This is a genomic window from Paenibacillus sp. FSL H8-0332 (genome assembly GCF_037963835.1).
GTDB lineage: Bacteria > Bacillota > Bacilli > Paenibacillales > Paenibacillaceae > Paenibacillus_AQ > Paenibacillus_AQ rhizoplanae.
Map to the genome: position 1 here is coordinate 6,529,051 of NZ_CP150145.1, position 20,142 is coordinate 6,549,192.

The 20,142-nt window shown below is 48.0% G+C and carries 22 protein-coding genes; 1 reads left to right on the forward strand and 21 read right to left on the reverse strand.

Annotation, left to right across the window (positions count from 1 at the left end):
- Nucleotides 1-38 precede the first annotated feature (38 nt).
- The 18 genes from secA to NST43_RS28500 form a co-directional block, all read right to left on the reverse strand.
- Nucleotides 39-2,543 carry a preprotein translocase subunit SecA gene (secA, locus tag NST43_RS28415; RefSeq protein WP_339220710.1) on the reverse strand — a complete coding sequence of 835 codons (2,505 nt, stop codon included), beginning with the start codon at nucleotides 2,541-2,543 and terminating at the stop codon, nucleotides 39-41.
- A 307-nt stretch (nucleotides 2,544-2,850) separates the two neighbouring features.
- Nucleotides 2,851-3,408 carry a ribosome-associated translation inhibitor RaiA gene (gene raiA / locus NST43_RS28420; RefSeq protein ID WP_339220712.1) on the reverse strand — a complete coding sequence of 186 codons (558 nt, stop codon included), beginning with the start codon at nucleotides 3,406-3,408 and terminating at the stop codon, nucleotides 2,851-2,853.
- Between the two features lie 227 nt (nucleotides 3,409-3,635).
- Entirely contained in the window at nucleotides 3,636-5,087 is a 1,452-nt protein-coding gene (locus NST43_RS28425; protein WP_339220714.1) for an S-layer homology domain-containing protein, read from the reverse strand.
- A 420-nt stretch (nucleotides 5,088-5,507) separates the two neighbouring features.
- Nucleotides 5,508-5,705, reverse strand: a complete 198-nt coding sequence (locus NST43_RS28430) for a cold shock domain-containing protein (RefSeq protein WP_019915069.1) — start codon at nucleotides 5,703-5,705, stop codon at nucleotides 5,508-5,510.
- Nucleotides 5,706-5,947: 242 nt separating this feature from the next.
- Nucleotides 5,948-6,283 (reverse strand): flagellar protein FliT, encoded by a 336-nt coding sequence (locus NST43_RS28435; protein WP_339220716.1) that lies wholly within the window; start codon nucleotides 6,281-6,283, stop codon nucleotides 5,948-5,950.
- Nucleotides 6,276-6,665 (reverse strand): flagellar export chaperone FliS, encoded by a 390-nt coding sequence (gene fliS, locus NST43_RS28440; RefSeq protein WP_339220718.1) that lies wholly within the window; start codon nucleotides 6,663-6,665, stop codon nucleotides 6,276-6,278. Before fliS ends, NST43_RS28435 begins: the two co-directional genes overlap by 8 nt.
- A 24-nt stretch (nucleotides 6,666-6,689) precedes the next feature.
- Nucleotides 6,690-8,216, reverse strand: coding sequence for a flagellar filament capping protein FliD (fliD, locus tag NST43_RS28445; RefSeq protein WP_339220719.1), 1,527 nt, complete (start codon nucleotides 8,214-8,216; stop codon nucleotides 6,690-6,692).
- Nucleotides 8,217-8,234: 18 nt separating this feature from the next.
- Nucleotides 8,235-8,639 (reverse strand): flagellar protein FlaG, encoded by a 405-nt coding sequence (locus NST43_RS28450; protein ID WP_339220721.1) that lies wholly within the window; start codon nucleotides 8,637-8,639, stop codon nucleotides 8,235-8,237.
- A gap of 141 nt (nucleotides 8,640-8,780) precedes the next feature.
- A complete protein-coding gene (locus NST43_RS28455) occupies nucleotides 8,781-10,151 on the reverse strand; it encodes a flagellin (RefSeq protein WP_339220723.1) in 1,371 nt (456 codons plus the stop codon).
- A gap of 148 nt (nucleotides 10,152-10,299) precedes the next feature.
- On the reverse strand, nucleotides 10,300-10,533 hold the full coding sequence (csrA, locus tag NST43_RS28460) for a carbon storage regulator CsrA (RefSeq protein ID WP_042240230.1): 234 nt from the start codon (nucleotides 10,531-10,533) through the stop codon (nucleotides 10,300-10,302).
- A 1-nt stretch (nucleotide 10,534) separates the two neighbouring features.
- Nucleotides 10,535-10,981, reverse strand: coding sequence for a flagellar assembly protein FliW (locus NST43_RS28465; protein ID WP_339220726.1), 447 nt, complete (start codon nucleotides 10,979-10,981; stop codon nucleotides 10,535-10,537).
- An 89-nt stretch (nucleotides 10,982-11,070) separates the two neighbouring features.
- Complete coding sequence (locus NST43_RS28470; protein ID WP_339220727.1) at nucleotides 11,071-11,634, reverse strand: DUF6470 family protein; 564 nt, start codon at nucleotides 11,632-11,634, stop codon at nucleotides 11,071-11,073.
- A 14-nt stretch (nucleotides 11,635-11,648) separates the two neighbouring features.
- Nucleotides 11,649-12,569, reverse strand: coding sequence for a flagellar hook-associated protein FlgL (flgL, locus tag NST43_RS28475; RefSeq protein ID WP_339220729.1), 921 nt, complete (start codon nucleotides 12,567-12,569; stop codon nucleotides 11,649-11,651).
- A gap of 18 nt (nucleotides 12,570-12,587) precedes the next feature.
- Entirely contained in the window at nucleotides 12,588-14,189 is a 1,602-nt protein-coding gene (gene flgK / locus NST43_RS28480) for a flagellar hook-associated protein FlgK (RefSeq protein ID WP_339220731.1), read from the reverse strand.
- A 57-nt stretch (nucleotides 14,190-14,246) separates the two neighbouring features.
- Nucleotides 14,247-14,747, reverse strand: coding sequence for a flagellar protein FlgN (locus NST43_RS28485; protein WP_339220733.1), 501 nt, complete (start codon nucleotides 14,745-14,747; stop codon nucleotides 14,247-14,249).
- Nucleotides 14,748-14,759: 12 nt separating this feature from the next.
- Nucleotides 14,760-15,047, reverse strand: coding sequence for a flagellar biosynthesis anti-sigma factor FlgM (gene flgM / locus NST43_RS28490; protein WP_209988899.1), 288 nt, complete (start codon nucleotides 15,045-15,047; stop codon nucleotides 14,760-14,762).
- Between the two features lie 105 nt (nucleotides 15,048-15,152).
- Nucleotides 15,153-15,560 (reverse strand): TIGR03826 family flagellar region protein, encoded by a 408-nt coding sequence (locus tag NST43_RS28495; RefSeq protein WP_339220735.1) that lies wholly within the window; start codon nucleotides 15,558-15,560, stop codon nucleotides 15,153-15,155.
- A gap of 141 nt (nucleotides 15,561-15,701) precedes the next feature.
- A complete protein-coding gene (locus tag NST43_RS28500) occupies nucleotides 15,702-16,328 on the reverse strand; it encodes a ComF family protein (RefSeq protein ID WP_339220736.1) in 627 nt (208 codons plus the stop codon).
- 119 nt (nucleotides 16,329-16,447) lie between these two features.
- Here NST43_RS28500 and NST43_RS28505 point away from each other — a divergent pair, with 119 nt between their 5' ends.
- Nucleotides 16,448-16,627, forward strand: coding sequence for a hypothetical protein (locus NST43_RS28505; RefSeq protein WP_339220738.1), 180 nt, complete (start codon nucleotides 16,448-16,450; stop codon nucleotides 16,625-16,627).
- Nucleotides 16,628-16,664: 37 nt separating this feature from the next.
- Here the strand turns inward: NST43_RS28505 and NST43_RS28510 are convergent, their stop codons facing one another.
- The 3 genes from NST43_RS28510 to NST43_RS28520 form a co-directional block, all read right to left on the reverse strand.
- Nucleotides 16,665-18,632 carry a helicase-related protein gene (locus NST43_RS28510; protein WP_339220740.1) on the reverse strand — a complete coding sequence of 656 codons (1,968 nt, stop codon included), beginning with the start codon at nucleotides 18,630-18,632 and terminating at the stop codon, nucleotides 16,665-16,667.
- Nucleotides 18,633-18,719: 87 nt separating this feature from the next.
- Nucleotides 18,720-19,163, reverse strand: coding sequence for a hypothetical protein (locus NST43_RS28515; RefSeq protein WP_339220742.1), 444 nt, complete (start codon nucleotides 19,161-19,163; stop codon nucleotides 18,720-18,722).
- 252 nt (nucleotides 19,164-19,415) lie between these two features.
- On the reverse strand, nucleotides 19,416-20,138 hold the full coding sequence (locus NST43_RS28520) for a response regulator transcription factor (RefSeq protein ID WP_036699238.1): 723 nt from the start codon (nucleotides 20,136-20,138) through the stop codon (nucleotides 19,416-19,418).
- Nucleotides 20,139-20,142: the final 4 nt, after the last annotated feature.

A 20,142-nucleotide genomic window follows, 5' to 3' on the forward strand; every position in this document is an offset into this window, starting at 1 on the left:
GCCTTGACCTCTCAGGCTCAACTGTAGCTCTGTTTCTTTTACGCCTGTCCGTGGCAGTTCTTATATTTCTTGCCGCTGCCGCATGGGCAAGGATCGTTACGGCCGACAGTGGATTCCACATGCACCGGACGGTTCTCAGCAGGCTCTGCGTTGGTAGAGATCTTGTCTTCCTCCACTACCGATTGCCGCTCCTGATTCGTCTCGATGTGCGCCTTCATAATGTAGGTCGCCACTTCCTCCTGAATGTTCGCGGTCATGGCGTTGAACATCTCGAAGCCCTCGAATTGATATTCGCGCAGCGGATCGGTACCGCCGTAAGCACGGAGGTGAATCCCCTGACGAAGCTGATCCATGGCATCGATATGATCCATCCATTTGCTGTCTACGGAGCGAAGCACGATAACCTTCTCGAATTCACGTACCAGCTCGGAGCCAAGACGTTCTTCACGTGCAGCATACTTCTCAAGTACACGGGCGAAGATGAATTCGATCATTTCATCTACTTCTTTGCCCCACAGATCATCGCGTGTCAGCTCATCTTCTTCAAGAAGCTTGCTGTTCACATAATCTGCAACCTCTTGCAGCTCCCAGTTCTCCGGGATATCGTCACTACAGTGGGCATTCACAATGCGGTCAATAACCGGCTTGATCATTTCCACTACGATGTCTTTGATATTGTCCGACTCCAGAATTTCGCGGCGCTGCTTGTAGATAATCTCGCGCTGCTGGTTCATGACGTCATCGTATTGCAACACGACTTTGCGGATATCGAAGTTGTTACCTTCTACCCGCTTCTGGGCAGATTCAACGGCCTTGGTAATCATACGGCTCTCAATGGGCTGATCTTCCTCGAATCCCAGACGGTCCATCATGTTCAGCACGTTGTCCGCACCGAAGCGCTTCATCAGCTCATCCCCAAGGGACAGGTAGAACTGTGTCGAACCCGGATCGCCCTGGCGTCCGGCACGGCCGCGAAGCTGGTTATCAATCCGGCGTGATTCATGGCGCTCTGTACCAATAATATGCAGACCGCCCACATCGGTTACCCCTTCGCCCAGCACGATATCCGTACCGCGTCCAGCCATGTTCGTGGCAATCGTTACCGTTCCCGGTTGACCGGCAAAAGAGATAATTTCGGCTTCTGCAGCATGGTGCTTCGCATTCAGTACCTGGTGTCTGACACCCTTGCGCTTCAGCATTTCCGATACGCGTTCAGAGTTCTCAATCGATACCGTACCTACCAGCACCGGCTGATTCTTCTTGTGGCGTTCCACAATTTCAGCAACGACCGCGTTGAACTTGCCGTTCTCGCTTTTGTAGACTACATCAGGCATGTCGATCCGTTGATTCGGCTTATTCGTAGGAACCTGGAGAACCTCAAGACCATAGATCTTCTTGAACTCCTCTTCCTCCGTCTTCGCCGTACCTGTCATGCCGCCCAGCTTGCGGTACATCCGGAAGTAGTTCTGGAAGGTGATGGTAGCCAGCGTCATGCTCTCATTCTGAACTTCAATCTCTTCCTTCGCTTCGATCGCCTGGTGCAGCCCGTCGCTGTAACGGCGGCCCTGCATCAGACGGCCTGTGAATTCATCGACGATCATAACCTCGTCTTCATTAACCACATAATCGACATCCCGGCGCATAATAGCGTTCGCCTTCAAGGCCTGTACAATATGATGGTTCAAGGTAACATTGCTGTGGTCATACAGATTCTCTATCCCAAAAGCACGCTCAGCCGTGGCCACGCCCTTCTCAGTAAGCGCGACAGACTTCACCTTAATATCCACGGTGTAATCCTCTTCGGCAGTCAGCTTCTTCACGAAACGGTCTGCCGCATAATACAGCTCTGTCGATTTCTCAGCCTGGCCGGAGATAATCAACGGTGTCCGCGCTTCATCAACAAGGATGGAATCGACTTCGTCAATAATACAGAAGTGCAGCGGGCGCTGTACCATCTGTTCCTTATAGAGCACCATGTTGTCGCGCAGATAGTCGAACCCGAATTCATTATTCGTTCCGTACGTAATATCGCAAGCATATGCTGCTTGTTTATCATTATGGTCCATGCCGTTCAGGTTGACCCCAACGCTCATGCCCAGAAAGTTATAGATTTGTCCCATTTGCGCACTATCGCGCTGAGCCAGATAATCATTTACGGTTACGACATGCACGCCTTTACTCAGCAGCGCATTCAAATACACCGGCAGCGTTCCAACCAGCGTCTTGCCTTCCCCGGTCTTCATCTCGGAGATCCGGCCTTCATGCAGCGCCATACCCCCAACCAGTTGAACGTCAAAATGCCGCATGCCCAGCGTCCGTTTGGAAGCTTCGCGTACGGTAGCAAAGGCCTCGGGAAGAATCTCTTCCAGGGTCTCACCTTTCTCAATACGGGCGCGGAATTCCGCTGTCTTCGCCTGCAGCTCTTCATCCGTAAGCGATACGAAATCCGGCTCCAGACCATTAATAACTTCCACCGTCTTCATGAGACGTTTGACATCCCGTTCATTAGTGTCGCCAAATATTTTCTTAACAAGTCCTAGCATGGTTAACCCCTTTCATGCAACACAGATGGTGGAACCGAGCCCATCCTCATAGATTGAAAGGGCCATATATGATTTCGATTCCGCTGCTTCATAAATTGTAACAGTTTGTAAGAGAAGCCGCAATACAAGCCGCCCTAACCTTATTCTGTATAATCCCCTTATATGAGGACAGATAATGGCATTTTAATGAAACTTCTATATATACGCACAAGAGCCCTATTCGCTTCAGGCGAATAGGGACTCGTCTAATTGTCCACGTTAGGCTGAACCGAAGCCTTCCTTATTCCAACAATTCCCGGTCCGCAGGTTAGTTCTGCTCGATCAGACCGTACTTGCCGTCATCGCGTTTGTAAACTACGCTAACTTCGGAAGTGTCAATGTTGGAGAACACGAAGAACGTATGTCCAATCATGTTCATTTGCAGAATCGCTTCTTCCACATCCATAGGCTTCAAGGTAAACCGTTTGTTCCGCACAACCTCAAGATCATCATAATCCTGTTCCTGCTCTTCAACAGCTACGGCACTGGCCGAACCTTCCACGAACAAGGTCTTCAGGCTGCCTTCCTGACGGAACTTGCGATTAAGCTTGGTCTTGTGCTTGCGGATCTGACGTTCCAGCTTGTCCACTACGGCATCGATGGATGCATACATATCATCGCTGCGGTCTTCCGCACGAAGCGTCACACCAGCCAGAGGGATTGTCACTTCCACCGTATGAAGGCCGCGAACGACGCCAAGCGTCACAAATCCTTCTGAGGTAGGGGGTGCTTCGAAATACTTCTCAAGTCTGCTGAGCTTCTTATCAACATACTCTCTCAAAGCGTCGGTCACTTCAATTTGTTGACCTCGAATGCTGAATTTCATAAGGCACTCCTCCTTTATTTACTTTTCCATTATAGCAAATTGTCAGGGCTAAGTAAAAAACAAATCATGACAGACTTTACATTCAACTAACAATACATGTAACAGAGCTGCCGTAACAACAAACGGCCCGGCTCGAGCATAAAGCCGCCCTCGCCGGACCGAATACTGTTGCTGTATTATCTCACTCTAAAACCTGGATTATGAATAATTGCCTTCATCAAGCTTACTTATTTAGTGTGAATCCGCAGAAGCTCTACAGGGGACAAGGTTCCATTAGAGTCAGTGATAAAGAAGACCTTATACGCTGTATTGGCAGTGAGTCCAGTCAGGTTAATGCTGTGTTTTACAACTGGAGCACCTGTGATTGTACCAGCCCAAGGCCCCATTAATGTAGCACCTGCACTGTTCTGTCCGTTAGCAATCTGCATTGCCGTTGGATCAGCATCTGTTGCCTTAACCACCACATATTTCAGAGGGGTTACTGGTGCGGCCATCTGCCCGTAAGCTGCATAGACCTCTGCTGTTACCGTTCCTATGCTAGTCACTCCAACCTGTGTAAGCGAAGTGGCAGTGCTTGCCGCTGTTTTCAATTGAAGCGGTGTTACGCCAGACCAATTACCAGAAGCATCAGCCAGGGCAACGTATACGGTATAATCCATACCTGCACTTAGACCATACACAGAGAAAGCAACAGTAGTGTCGCCAGTTGCAGCGATTTTGCCGGAATGAACGCCTGCTGTTGTTGCATTAATCATTCCGTCTTTCACTTGTGCTGCAGTTGGTGCTGTTACGTTCATGCTGTAAGGAGCAACTACATAATACACAGCTCCCGTTACAGAAGGCTTAACATATACATCTGCGGTAACCGAACCTACATGACCGTAGGTTACGTTACTGACAGAAGGCGAGGTCGCGCTACCGCCTCCGCCACCACCTCCGCCAGTACCTCCGCCACCACCACTACCGCCAGGAACCGGAGTAGCTGTTGGGCTAGTAGTTGGCACTGGAGTTGCTGTAGGAGCAGGGGTTGTTGTAGGTGTTGGCATTGGGGTTACTCCACCACCGGTATTCGGCTTATGCACAACCGAGTTGCTTATAATTCCAACCGCTTCGGCACGGGTAAGAGATTTCTTCGGACCGAAGGTTCCGTCAGGATAACCGTTGATGATCTTCTTCTCAGCCGCTGAGGCTACTGCCCCCTTGGCCCAAGCTGCGATCTGAGCATTATCCTTGAACTTAAGCGGAGTAGAGCTTGTACTCAGCTTAAGCAGCTTGGCAGCAATGACTGCTGCTTCCTGCCGGGTGAGCGGATTATTGGCCCGGAAGGTATTATTCTCATACCCGCCAATGTAACCAGCCTTCACAGCCTTGGATACTTCGCTATATACCCAGTTTGATTTCTTCACATCGGTGAAGCTAATGGAAGCCGTGTCGGTGAACCCGAACAGGCGATTGATCAATGCCACATATTCACCACGGGTAATAGCCTTATTCGGCTTCACCGTTCCGTCAGGATAACCGCCCAGGTATCCTTTATCCAGCCAGCTCTGCAGTTGCTTCTGCGCCCAATGTCCTTGAATATCCTTGGGTGTCTTCGCTGCGTACGCACTACCCAGAGATCCGAGCAGCATTGAAATACCAAGTACTCCGGCCGTAAGGCCACGCCACAATTTCTTCATTCTGTTGTTCATCCTCCTGTGATTTTGATGGGCATAGGCTTCACTGCATGTCTTCTTACCAAAAATCTTTCGGAAGCATACGCCTAAGCTAATAAATAGAGTGCAAACTAGGCAAGAAAAAAGCCCAACGGTTCTCATTACCCATATTTTGGAGAACGTAAACACTTTTCCAAACTAAATTTTACAAAAAGTCCAAATAAGCTCTCTTTTATTCCAAATTTAAATAATATTTATGAATATAATGTAAAATAACCTCGCAAAATGCGGTCTGCTTTGGATGCTCTGGAGGGTTGCTTCTCACGATTCTATGCACTTTCAAGCATATAAAAAAGACCCCAGGGAATGTCCCCAGGGTCTACCGCTAGCGTTGTCTCAATTGCTAACCATCTACCATATATGTAGGTCGGCTTCGCCGGATGATTATAATTTGATGACGTTAGCTGCTTGTGGTCCGCGTGCGCCTTCAACGATATCGAACTCTACGGATTGACCTTCATCCAACGTCTTGAAACCGTCAGTTTGAATCGCGGAGAAGTGTACGAATACGTCGCCACCATCGGCAGTTTCGATGAAACCATAACCTTTTTCTGCGTTAAACCATTTAACTTTACCTTCCATTGACTAAACATTCCCTTCGTCATCAGATGAACGTGAGTCTTGCTCACAATTCGACTATACCACCGCTGCTTCTCTATTGTCAATTGGAATAGTAAATGGTTACATGCAATATTTTACCAGAGTACAATTGACATCAGAAATGGATATAATTCGGTAATATAAGTTACAAAAAAAGGAGCAGACGTTTTAAAAATACCCGCCTGCTCCCCGACTGAAACAGGGAGAATCTATTATTTTTTCTATTATTTTTTCCGGTCCATCAGGAAGCTGTCCGGGGTGTAGGCTGTCTCGTATGCATTGCGTTGGATTTTGGCTTGATTGCGTTTTTGAAGCCAGTCTTTGGCTTCGAGGCGATGGGCATTCATGCGCGCCATGATGGCCGGATCATGCTCCAGGATTCGACGCAATACCTCTTTTTGCGCAAGGGTCATCTGACAATTCTCGACCTCTTCCCCAATGGCTTCGACAAGTTTCTGGCGTTGTTCTACGAAGGCTTCGAGTTCTTCGTAGGTGGCGAATTGTAATTGATTTATAATGGTTTGGGTTAGCTTTTCAAGTTCTTGTAACAGATTATCCATGCTGGAGGTCTTGTTCTGCAGTCATTTTAGAAGCCTGAGCGAAAGTCTGACGAAGTTCCAGTAGGTAACCAATCGCCTCCTCTGCCTGTTCCTTGGATTTCTTTATGTTGGATTCAATGAATAGATAATTAATATATTCATACATTGAAGCAAGCCCCTTGGACACTTCGTATGAGTTATCCAATGTAGTGATAAGCTCATTTACAATAGTTTGTGCCTTCCCCAAGTTAGTGCTCACTTTATTAAAGTCGGCCGACTCTATTCCTTCTAACGCCGCCTTACCAAAACGTATCGCTCCGTCAAACATCATAAGCAACAGTTGTGCCGGACTTGAAGTCTGCACCGAGGATTGCCGATATTTATCGTAAGGAGATGTTATCATTCATATTCACCCTTTGTTAAATATTTATTTGAAATAGCTTGAGAGGTTACTAGACTGGCTATTATACTTATTCATTGCGGTTTCCATGGCAGTGAACTTCTTATAATAGTTAGTCTCCATAGTTGTTAGACGGGTTTGTAAATTTGCTATTCGAGTATTATAGTCAGTTAATTTTTTTCCCATGAGGCTTTCAGTCTTATAGGCACCGGTAATCTCTGTAGTATATTTGGAAGTGCCAGCTTTCACAGCTAACTTATCCAACGATGTATTAACCTGTTCAGCCATCTTACTATATATCCCTTGTGATCCTGCCGTACCTTGAAATATTGATATTGCTTTTTGAGGATTTTCCTGAAGCGCTTGCTTCAATTTATCAGTGTCAATATTAATTTTACCATTTTCATAATACTGGCCTGTGGTAATACCCATTTCACTAAGCCCTTTTAATTGACCTGTTATAATGGTTCTCAAGGAAGCTAGTGTTGATTTCAGAATATCATCATTTTTCAACATTCCACTTTTTGCTTTGGCTTCCCACAGCTCAATATCCTTTTCTTTCATATCTTTCTTCTGTTCATCTGTCAGTGGAGTGAAATCTTTATATCGTTCCTCAGATACTTTTGTATTTAACAAACTTATCAGGTCGTTATAATCTTTAACAAAGTTAGTGATGGTATCTAACGTTTTTGTTGTATCTGTTTGAGTAGAAATTTCAGTAGCACCGTCTGTGCCTGACACCGCCAACAGTGTCATCTTCACACCGTTTACTGTGATTGTATTGTTCTCAGAACTGAACTCTTGTATATATGTTGCCGGATTCCCTGCCTGAGCTCCATTATTGGCAACTGATACTTCGATCGAGGCCTTTTTAGCTGCAATCGGGACTACACCAGAATCCATCCCAAAAAGATTCAATAGCGAGCTTTCTGCAACCACACCACTGGAGTTAGTCATTTTCAGATTATTATCAGTTCCATAATCCTTAGCAGTGATATTAAAGCGTCCACTGACTTCATCAAAACTTGCAGTTACCTTTGCATTAGCAGCTCCATTAATTTTGCTAACTACATCAGCAATAGTATCATCTTTACTTAAAGAGATGTTGGTCTTGTTAATGAATAAATCATAGGTAGAAAGCCCTCCACCCAACTCACCCAAAGTAGTCTTAAGTGTTGCTTTTACTCCACCTTCCACCATGCCGACAGTTAATGCCGCTTTTGGTAAAGAAGACTTCTCAGCAAGATTATTAACCTTAACGCTCATGGGAATCGAACTTGCATCAGCATTCGCCTCTGCCTGAATAGCTTTGGTATTACCAGTCACAACAGCTTTCTGTGCATTCATTGTAGCGGCTAAATTATACTTTAAAATCTTATTATTACGGAAGTCTACAAGTTTAGAGTTAATTTCACGGTAATTATCCCGTTGCCACTGAAGTGTCTGTTTCTGTTGATTCAGTTTATCTAGGGGTATTCGTTTGGCATTCATCATTTCTTTAACAATACTTTCTGTATCCATACCAGAAACCATACCACTAAGGCGAATAGTCATAAGTTCATCCCGTCCTTTCTATACTTTCTCATCAATGATGATTCCGGCCAATTCCATCATCTTCGCTACCAGATCCAATGTCTTCTCGGGGGGAACTTCACGAATAAGCTCTCCTGTATCTTTATTAAGCACCTTTACCATAATAGCGTGCGTCTTTTCGTGTATGCTGACTTCCAATGTGGTTGAAGGACCTTGAAGGGCCTTAACCGCCTTCTCAATAGTACGGATCAATTGCTCTTCTCCTACCGATACCGCTGTACCCTGTTTCTCTAGCGTATTAAGTTGAGTTGTATGTATTAACGGAGCAGTTGGGGTAAGACTCCCAGCATTATCTGGAATTACATCCTTAACTGGAGCAGTGGAACCGGGTATATAAGTTGAAGCCTTACCTCCACTAGCTGTAAATGAAAACTGTACGTTCATAATAGAACCTCCGATAATAACAATTTACTATATATATCGGTTAGTTCTTGCGGAAGATTAAGGGAATGCAGAAAGATTCGTAATTAATCCATGAAAAAAGAGACCCCTAAAATAGGGATCTCTAATCTTGCTAAGAAAGGATTAACGAAGCAATTGAAGAACGCCTTGTGGCTGTTGGTTAGCCTGAGCCAACATAGCCTGAGCGGCTTGTGCAAGAATGTTGTTCTTAGTCTGGCTCATCATTTCTTTAGCCATATCAACATCACGTACACGGGATTCAGCAGCAGTCAAGTTCTCGGAAGTAGTTCCCAAGTTGTTGATAGTGTGTTCCAGACGGTTCTGGAACGCACCCAACTTGGAACGTTCGCCGGAAACTTGTTTGATTGCATCGTCCAATGTTTTGATTGCTTTCTCTGCACCTGAAGTAGTCAGTACATTGACATCTTTGATTTTGTCATCTTTGTTGCCCAAAGTTTTAGTATCCATTTGGCTAATGTCGATTAACATTGTTTGATCTTTGTTAGCACCAATGTGAATACTTGCACCTGTTGTAACTACATTAATAGTAGAAGTTGAGGCTGCCGCGCCTTTAACCACAAGTTCTGAAGATCCAAAAATAACATTTTGTCCAGTTCCTGTCACTGCAGTAGTTACACCTTCTGAGTCAGCAATAGTTGCAGTAGCATCTACGCCGTCTGTTAATGCACCCGCACCGATAAGAGCTGTGTCAGCACCGCCAACCGTAAGAGTTTTTCCTGAACCAAACTCAGTTGCTGTAAAGACAAGTTTGTCAGCACCATCAAAGGATGCTTCAAATCCTGTTGTAGCTTTATCTTTGTTCAAAGCTGTCAGTAATTTAGCCTTAGTGTCTACTCCTGTAGTATCAATCTTGACACCATTAATGGAAATGTCTTTAGTTGTTGCTCCAAAGGCAGTGTCTACAGCAGCATCAGCTGCATAAGCAGGAGTACCTGCAGCTGTAGCTGCTTTAGTAGCCTCGACTCCAACAGTAACCGTGTATGCACCCTTTTTAAGACCAGACAATGAAGTGATTTCTACATTTCCAGGAGCACTTGAAGTTCCAGATGCACCCAACGATCCATTCAACAGCGTCTGAGTATTGAACTCAGTAGTACTGGAAATTCTGTCAATTTCAGAATTCAACTGACCCATTTCCTTCTGAATTTCATTACGGTCGGAACCTGTATTAGTATCGTTACCTGCTTGTACAGAAAGTTCACGCATACGTTGCAGGATGGAATGTGTTTCATTCAAAGCGCCTTCAGCGGTTTGAATCAAAGAGATACCATCTTGAGCATTACGGGAAGCCTGATCCAAACCGCGGATTTGGCCGCGCATTTTTTCGGAAATTGCCAGACCAGCTGCATCGTCACCTGCACGGTTAATTCGAAGACCGGAAGACAGCTTCTCAATATTTTTGTTAGTGTTAGCAGTGTTAGCTGCCAGTTGACGGTGCGTGTTCAAAGCCGCGATATTGTGGTTGATAATCATTTTGTATTTCCTCCCTGAAATTGAGTTGTTCCACATCCATGTGGTAAACGCTGCCGTTAAGGTCGGCCGCCCCTCCGGATTCAGCGTCTAATATATATATCGACTTGTCCGGTAATTTGTTTATAGCTATTTACATGAAATCGCAAATTTATTTTTGTGTGCGTAACCGCTCCATTAGAGCATTAAGATTGCCTGGGGTTGGCGAAGCAGATTCCTTATTGGCTTCTTTTATTGATAGATACACTTCTTCCCGGAAGATATCGACATGCTTCGGAGCGTTAATGCCTACCTTCACAATATCTCCTTCAACACTCAGAATAGTAATCTCAATATTATCTTGTATAATAATCGACTCGCCTTTTTTGCGGGTAAGAACGAGCATATTATTCACCACCCTTTTCAAAATGATCATGGGGAGCATTCCATAAACTATGTCTTGTTTGATAGTTCGAGTTGTGAAGTACAACCTGCTTCCCTGAACGTGTAATCGGATTTAGTACTATAGGGGCAAGTAAATTAACAGTTGAGTGTTCCAACTCTTCTTTGATTGTAACCATACAACGAATATTTACATCCTCTATAATCTCTAATTCTTCCTTATCCGCTTGTGGAAGCTCAAATTCATAGGTCGGATAGAAAATAAAAGGGTCACTCAATAAAAACGATACACTAGTATTTTGAAGAGATTGTAAATAGCTGAACGGTCCGTCTTCTACCGTAATCAATGCAAAATCAATATCTTCTTCAAAACCCGGAACACCTTTAGGAAAATGATATATTTGTTCTTCTGTAATATCCAGGTTTCCCCAAGTCAATGTTTCTATAATCATTCTACGAACACTCCTTATTCATAAATAGTCTAATAAAAAAGCCATAGATATTTGGTTATATCAACCGAATCTATAGCTTGTAACAATATTTACATTTGAATATCTATCTCCGGCGGTACAAAGCTTATGGATGGTCTCTGTCTTAGATAAATATCTAACTTAGATGGTGTAAAGTTAATTTGAGGATCATGAGCCTCTGCTTGAATACTCACCTCAGATTTACGATATTCAATTTCAGGAGGAACTAACTCGACATTTATATGCACGTTATCAACCGATGCAGGTCCACGAATCTCCGGATAGGACACCGGCTGCCAATCTTCACCGTAAACCTCTGCTATACTATTTCCCGGTTTATGAAAATTAGCCACGCGTTCCCCTTGCTCCATTCGTTTGGCAATGCCTTGAAGCCATAGCTGCTCAATACCTGAATAGATACGCTGATTCATCTCGCGGTACGTTCCACCTGTATATGCGGCTCTGGCCTGAGTCTGATCAATCGTCATTTCAGCAGGAGACTGACGAATTTCTAATTGCCCAGGAGTTGTATTTATTTGCAGATCCGCTTTAGGCTGGACTATTGATAGGCTCCCGGAAGTGGTTTCCATTCCAATTAATGCATTGGTTTGCCGTATTTGAACTGCGGGTATCATCTAGAAGCTTCCCCCTATCTTATGAAGTCAACCAGGGTAGCCTGAATAATTTTGGAACCTACAGACAGAGAAGCATTGTAAATGTTCTCCTGGATCTTGGAATTCATTAACAACTCGGCATAATCACCATCTTCAGTCTTGGACTGCAGGTCTGTTAAATTCACTTCCATATCACTTAGTCTGTTCTTCATTAATTCTATCCGGTTAGCTTTGGCTCCTACTTCAGCCTGGACTGTTAATATCTTATTGATTCTACTATCAAGATTACCTAGTTGAGTAGATACCTCCGACGTATCTCCATCAGCCAATGCAGTTGTAATTTTATCGATGACTGCGAATATATTATCTTCTTCATTTCCGCCAAATACATCACTACCTGTAATGTTAATTGGAAGCTGAACACTGTCACCTACAGAATAATTCAATAGTCCTTTATCTGTAACAATAGAAGCTGCACCAGATGTGTCAGGAGTTCCATCTGCTCCTGTAGCAAACTTATAGGGTTGAACATCATATTGCTGTCCATTAAAGATGTATTTCCCCTTGAACTGGCTATTGGAAATATCAATAAGCTGTTCCTTAAGCTGTTTCACCTCTGCATTAATACTATCAAGAGCCTCTTGAGGATTAGATCCACTAGCTCCTTTTACAGAGAGTTCACGAAGTCGTTGGATCACATCTCCCGTCTGAGTCAATACAGTATCATTAAATTCCAGCCAAGATGTAGCGTCATCTACATTCTCCTGATATTGCTCATTAGCTGACAAGTCCGCGCGGTATCGAAGAGAATAAGTAATACCTACCGGATCATCGGAAGGCTTGTTAATTTTACGTCCAGTTGCTAACTGCAGTTGTGTATCGTTCATCGTACGGGCGTTGCGGTTAAGGTTAAGCAGAAGCTGTGAATTCATCATATTAGAGGTTACACGTAACATCGCTTAAATCCCCCTTTCTTATCTGCCTACGGTGCCGGTAGAGTTAATTAATTTATCGAGCATTTCATCATAAGTCGTCATAAAACGCGCAGCAGCGCTATAAGCATGCTGGAATACCAGCATGTTCGACATTTCTTCATCCAGCGAGACACCGCTGACTGACTGACGGCGCGCATTTACCTGTTCTACAAGATAATTGGAGTTCTCTGTCTGGCGGGTCGCTTCTTGGGATTGAACTCCCAGTTGTCCAACCATCGATTTATAAAAGGAATTTGCAGTTGCCTTAATTCCGGTAGTAGGCGATGTGAACGAGCCAGATTGTTGGGTGGCTAGAAGCAGGGCAAGCGTATTGTTCCCTTTGACAACTGCTTCAGAGGTGCCCGTTCCAGTAGTTCGAAGCGAGGTAGCTAAAAGATTAGTATCGGCAGCAATAACAGAATTAAAGCTAATGTTACCTGCTGTAAATACATTTCCGTCACCAGAGATTGTGAACAGCGGTTTCCCAGGATTGAGTGTGCCATCCATGGTATATCCGAGCTGATGAAGACCGTTCAGCCCTTTCACAGTTGTCTTCACATCAGCGCTTAAAGTAATACCTTTAGGGAAAGGTGTACCGGCTGCGATTGTGGTCGTAGTCCCACCTGCTTGGGGAATTATAACATCGGTAGTTAATACCGTACCTTCAGGAAGGATAGATCCTTTGGGGAGAGTAATCTCCATATCACCGTTAGCAATAGTATTCGCAATATTATCAAGCTGCTTCTTATAATCCGCAACATACTTCTGACTGGAAGAGATCATACCATGTACTTCGCCAGTCTTGAGATCGCCCGAAGCAAAAGCAGTGTTAAGGAATGCACTGTCCACAGTCGCAGAGACAACGGGTCCTTGTACAAGCTGTTGGCTGCCAAGCGAAATGTTATAGCCGTATTCGGTATCTACCACACTGACATTGGCAATCTTGGAGAGCTTGTCCGTCAACAGGTCACGTTGATCCCGCAGGTCGTTTGCTTTGTCGCCCATGCTCTCAATTTTGAAAATAGATGAGTTCAAGTCGGCAATGGAAGTTAAATATCCCTGTATCTCAGTACCCTTGACTGCCACATTGGAGGCCAAATCCGTATCAAGGTTACTAAGCTGTCTACTCATATAATTAAGTGCATCGGTCATAGCCTGAGCAGTCTGAACCACAATCTTACGGGAAGTGCTGTCTTCCGGGTTCTTACTGAGATCCGACCAGGATTTCCAGAAGTTATCGAGCACTGTACTTATACCTGTATCTGATGGTTCTTTAAAGATCGACTCCAGCTTATCCAGTGTATCTGATTGGATCGTCCAGCTCCCCAAGGCTGAATTCTCGCCCCGGTATTGGGTATCCAGAAAAGTCTCACGAATCCGGTCAATAGAGCCAAACTCAACCCCTGTACCCAACTGTCCAGGAACTGTAGACTTATTAAGTCCATAGGCTTCAATAGGGATTGAAGCTGTCATATTCACCCGCTGGCGGGTGTACCCTTCCGTATTGGCGTTGGCAATGTTGTGGCCGGTGGTATTGAGCGCAGCCGTCTGGGTAAACAGGCTTCGTCTTGCGGTCTCGATGGAGTGGAATGTGGATGTCATGCTACTTGTTCCTCCCTTGTGATTGCTGCGGTGAACGGGGCTGAGCGGATAAGCGGGTTATCCACGGGCATCAAAAAGCCCCGGCCGAGTCACACTGCTGCCCTTGTCGGACGGATGATGGTATGTCATTTCCTGATTTGGTCTTCCGACAAGCAAATCCAGGGAATAATCTATAAAGGTAAGCGACTGCTCAATCAGCTTCTGGTTCAGCTCATTGGCCTTTTTTAATTGCTGCAATGTGCCGGAAAGCTTCTGCTGAATATGCAGCAGGCGCGATTTGTCATCGGGATCGAATACAAGGCGGGACAGCTCGGTAAGATTCAGATTCAGATTGGAACGGATTCCAACCCCCTGCAAAAACTCGAATGCCGCTTCTGCACGCCGTTCTTCCAGCTGTCCAATCACCTTCATCAGCTTGGACTCGCGGTTCAGGATGTCAATGAGACCCTCTACCTTGTTGTCCATAATGGTCTGTTTCTTGACTGCGGCCAGATCCAGCATCTGCACATGCGCCTCGTCCAGCCGCTCAAGCAATTCTAATAATGTTGTAAGTGCCATGGGTGTGTTCACCTAATTCTCGGAGGATTGCTTAAAGTAGGGGGCGAGTGTCTCAGCGAGCTTGGCTGCGTCAACCTGGTAGGTACCTGCGGATACTTGCTGTTTCAGGCTCTCGATCTTATTCGCACGTTCAGTGTCAATCTTGCCGCTCTTCTGTGCCTGGAGCAGCTTAATGGCCTCATCCGAAATCGATACCTCATCCTTGCGTGTACTCTTCTTCATCTGTTCCTGCCTTTGCGATTCCGTACTTCGTTGGTATGGATTAATCGCATTAATTCGTCCGGCATCGTTAATTTTCATAACTTCACCTTCCTTCTGTAATAAAAAAGCCGATAATCTTTACTAAGTTTATCGGCCCCTGTTGAAACATTCTTTATAGCTGCAAGCGTTTTTTTGCAGAATTGTTTAGTTGCGGAACTTGTCCACCGCGCGGTAAGCACCATCTGGAGCCTTCTTGGGAGCCTTTGAGTCTGCACTATCCTTGGCCGCATTGGCCAGGTCTTTGGTCAGACGGCTGCGGCAGCTATCGCACATATGCCCTTCACGGATCAGGGTTCCGCATACCTCGCAAGGGTACATCATATTGGGCGCATTGGCTATGGAAATCCGGCCCTCCCGGATAAAACGCGTGATTTCCTTAATGGAAATATCGGTGGCATCGGACAGTTCCTGTATGTTGGTGCCTCTATTTTTGCGTAAATAATCTACACAGATTTCATACTCATGCTCTAACTCCTTGATGCAGGGCTGGCACAGGCTCATCAGGTTCTTGACATATAACCGGCCGCATCTCGGACAATTGTCTACATTCATTTCTACCGCGGCTCCCTTCTATCATTCTGCACAACTCATGAATCGCTTATGCTACTAAGATTACATGATCGCCGAAGATCCGTCTATGTTTAGTATCGGTCAGGGAAGCGGTTTTATTGAATTCCGGAGCGGCGGCAGCTGCTAGGAACGCGCCCAGGTCAGAGAGTAGATCTCAGCAGAGCAATTCTGACTGCGGCAGAGCTGCTGAAGCGCTTCGGCGCAGGCACGAATCGTACTCCCCGTAGTGTAGATATCATCGACAATAATGATTCGCAGGGGGCGCTGTTCAAGCTGATGCGACGCACGGGAATGCAGGTGTTCATTCAGACTTTGCAGAACCGCCGAATCTGTATTTCCGGCAAAAGCATGCTTCATATCGGCCAGACGCTCGCTTCTGCTTTTGAAGCTCTGCTTGGCCGTGTGATGCGTGCGGACCAGCAGCGGAAGCTGAGGGACTCCTCTTCGCAGGGATACTACTTCAGCCAGCCGCTCTGCCTGATTGAAGCCCCGCTCGGACAGACGGACAGCGCTCACAGGTACAGGGACTAGCAGGTCGGCTTGCCATAGGTTAGAACCCACACGCACACGAAGCTTTGATTGGAATACCGGGAATGGTTTGTTGAAAAAATCACCTTGTTGCGCTCCATTTAATTGTTGATTACTTTGTTCTTGTTGCAGCAGCGCGTATGCCCTGTCCAGCATCAGACCGAGCAGGGGGGCGAGCCGCTCATTCCCACGGTATTTATACTGACCTAATACTTCCCGCATTTCACTGGTGTAAGCTACTGCACTCCGGTTGCACCGGATCGGTAAGGGCCCATGGCTGCGGCTGCAATCGGGGCAACCCACATGACGCCCGCAGATCTGGCACCGGGGAACGCGAATCCATGGAATGCCGCTCTGGCAGTGTACGCAGATTCCGGGCCATTCAGGAGAAGGACGGCCTCTGCGGCCGCAAAACAGACATTCCGGCTGCGAAGGCGCAATTAGGGAGCGGGCTTGCTTCATCCAAGACGTCAGGGAACGCATTCTTAACCCTCCTTCGAAATGAGGTGTATGGAGTTTAAAAGTACAGAGTGTCTAGAATTCAAAATTAGGAGACTGTTAAGACTGGATATATCCCTGTCTGCGGGCAATGGCATTCATACTGCGGATCTGTGATATGGCGGCGCGCTGCGAGCGGCTCCACTCTGCTGAAGCGAAGATGACATTGCCTGCCGGATCATCCTTGGAGCGTCCCGCCCGGCCCGCCATCTGCACCAAGGCTGCCTCATCAAAAAGTCCGCTGTCCGCATCCAGAATAAACACATCACTATGCGGTACTGTGACCCCACGCTCCAGAATCGTTGTCGTTACCAGCAGGGAAATAGTGCAATCCCGGAACTTAAGCACCTTCTCTGCTCTGCCCGGATCTTGAGAGGAGGTTCCCTCTATAGACACTTCGGGAAATATCCGCCGCAGCAGCTGCAGCAGCCCCTCAATATGGGCGATTCGGGAGACAAAGAGGAAAATCTGCGCCTTACGGTCAAGGGACCGCTGCAAAGCTGACAGCAGTCTCCCCGGAAGCTTCCCCTGCCTCAGACAGCGGTAGAGCGGCGGAATCCGGATATGGTGCGGGACCGGTAAGGGATGGCCATGAAAGCGGACCGGGACCCTTGCATGCGGCAATCTGCCGGAGCGGGCAAGACGCTGTAGCCCCACAGGCGGCGTGGCGGAGAGCAGGATGAATCGTCCGCCGGGCTTGCAGACCTGCCTTGCGGCATAGTCCAGCATAGAATCGTTGTGATAGGGAAACGCATCGATCTCATCGATGATGACCAGATCGAAGGCCTGGTTGAATCGCAGCAGCTGGTGCGTGGTCGCCAGGGTGATCCGGCTGCGGCGCAAGCGGTCCTCGCTGCCTCCGTACAGCACGGCGGGGACATCCGCCGGGAATGCCTTCGCCAGGCGCGGCGCAAGCTCCAGCACGACGTCGCGCCGCGGGGTGGCGATCAGCGCCCGCCCTCCGGCCGCGAGCGCCGCTTCCAAGAGCGGGAAAGTGATCTCCGTCTTTCCCGCGCCCGTCACCGCCCAGAGCAGGAACCGCTCTGGGCCCGGGTCGGCGGAGCGCCTGCGCGGCTCCGCCAGGAACCCCAGCGCAGCGGCGGCGGCTGCCGCCTGCGCTGCGCTAAGCCCCCACCGGCGTGCCGCAACGGTGGGGGACACGCCGGCCGTGCAACGCACGGCCGGCAGCGGTGCGCTGCGCAGCAGCAGCGCGCAAGCCCGGCTGCGCCCCAGTGCGAGGCAGGCCTCGCAATAGGCGCAGCCGGCAAGGCCGCACGCGGCGCAGGCCGTGCGGCCCGTGGGCACGCTGCCGCAGCGCAGGCAGCGCAGTGCTTCGCGGCGGCGCAGGCCCAGCCGCGCGGCGCCCGCAGGGCCCAGGACGGCGGCCGTAAGGCACAGCCGTCCCTGGAGATAGGCGAGCTGCGCCGCAGCCCGCCAGTTCTCGGCCAGCTCCGGGAGCTGCTCGGACACCAGTGCCTCTGCTTCACCCTGAAGCAGAGAACGCCCGTCCAGCGCCGCAACCAGCCGGTCAGCTCCCGCTACAAGCATCTCCATCTCACTCCTCCGTAAGCTCACCCGTTCATTCGCTCGCCAATTCTCCCTCCTACTCCCCCGTTCATCCATCCACTCCTTCCCCTGCCCACCTGTCTGTGCATTCTCCCATACACCCTCCAATTCCCCACACCCGCTCCATCCCCTGTCTTCCGGCAGCCTATACACCGCAGCCTCCTCAAAGGGCCAACCCGCTCCCCGCTCCCCTCCATCCGCTTGCTCCGCCCGGATCTCCGTCTTCAAGTGGGCTGAGGCGTATTTCCTCCAGGCTGTCTCATCCCAGTGCTGCATCTGGTCCGTGAACCGGCAGGCCGCTGCCAGCTTCACCGCCCAGCCCAGCGGCAGTGACCGGGAGAGCACCACCAGCCCCTCCGCCTCACCCGCCCACCATAATTCGTCCACCGCCAGATTAAGCGAAATCCGGGCCTGCCATTCTCTGCCCTGCGCCACTACATACACGGCCACCTTCAATCCCATCGCCCCCTTATCTTTTTGAACACACAAAAAAGCACACCGCCCCATTCCTGGAGAGTGTGCTTCACCCGTAACTTACATATTTAGCTGTCATTCGCCGTGCTTGGATGGGGATCTCCTGCTTCCCGGCAGCCGCATCATCCGCAGCGGCAGCAGCGGCTCCTGAACCCGCAGGTCCACTGTAACCCCCTGCTGGAGTTCTACCCTGTCCGCAAGACCGAAGAACGGTACCGCAGGCGCAAATTCAATAGCTGAGTTGTGATAAGCCATCCGTGAGGCTACCGCCATAGTCCTGTCCTCTGAACCGTCATCCACCAAGGTAACCTGCAGGGGCCTGCCGATCCAGCAAGCATGAACTGCAAAGGCCCTGAGATACCACTCCACCACGGCCTCATGATTACGGGTAATCAGAATATAGTGAAGCCGCTTACCAGTCCGTGCTGCTGCCCGGGTCTCTTCCCGATGATGCAGGAGTTGAACAAGGGCTGCTGCGGATGCATAAATAGAGATAATCCAGATTAACTGGGCGATCATGAAGATGCACCTCCCTCTTATACCCACACTATATGCCGGTGATAAAAGGACGGTGACAGCCCACTAGCGCGGGAACATTTCCCGCCAGTTCAACTTGGGTACATAATTAAATCAGCATTTTGCAAAATTCGAATAGAGTGCGGACTGAAACAATACTATGGCTGCAGCTCGCGGCTGCATACAAGTTATGTACCGTTTTATAGGATCATTAGGATTCTCCAAAACGCTCAGTTAAAAGTTTATGAGAGGAAGCTATAAAGTTACCCAGCCATATTTGATAGAATTAATTACAGCCTGCGTGCGGTCGTCCACTTCCATCTTTTGCAGAATACTGCTGACATGGTTTTTGACCGTCTTCTCACTGATAAACAGATACTCCCCGATCATCTTGTTACTCTTGCCCTCTGCCATCAAGCGCAGCACCTCTGCCTCACGGCGGGTCAGCGGATTGTTGTCGCCTGCGACGAATTTGACACCGGCTTCCTTCACGGCCGTCTCGGCCATAGCGCCAGTCTCGTTAAGATACGTCATGCGCCGCAGCTGATTAATCAGCTTGCCGGTCACCTTCGGATGGATAAAAGCATGCCCCTCGCATACAGAGCGGATCGCATTAATCAGCGACTCAGCTTCCATATCCTTCAACAGGTATCCGTTCGCCCCCTTGCGCAGCGTCTCAAATACATAGCTTTCATCGTCATGAATCGAGAGGATAATCACTTTGACATCCGGGAACATTTCACGGAGCTTTTGCGTAGCCTCCACGCCGTTCTCGATGGGCATATTGATATCCATCAGCACGATATCCGGCTTGTTGCCGTTGCAGAATTCAAGCACCTGGATGCCGTCACCGCATTCGCCAATGACCTCGATGTCATCCTCCATATTCAAAATACGCTTGAGCCCTTCACGAAACAATTGATGATCATCGGCCAAAAGAACTTTAATGGGCGCTTTGCCAGAGTTTTGGTTCTCCATCACA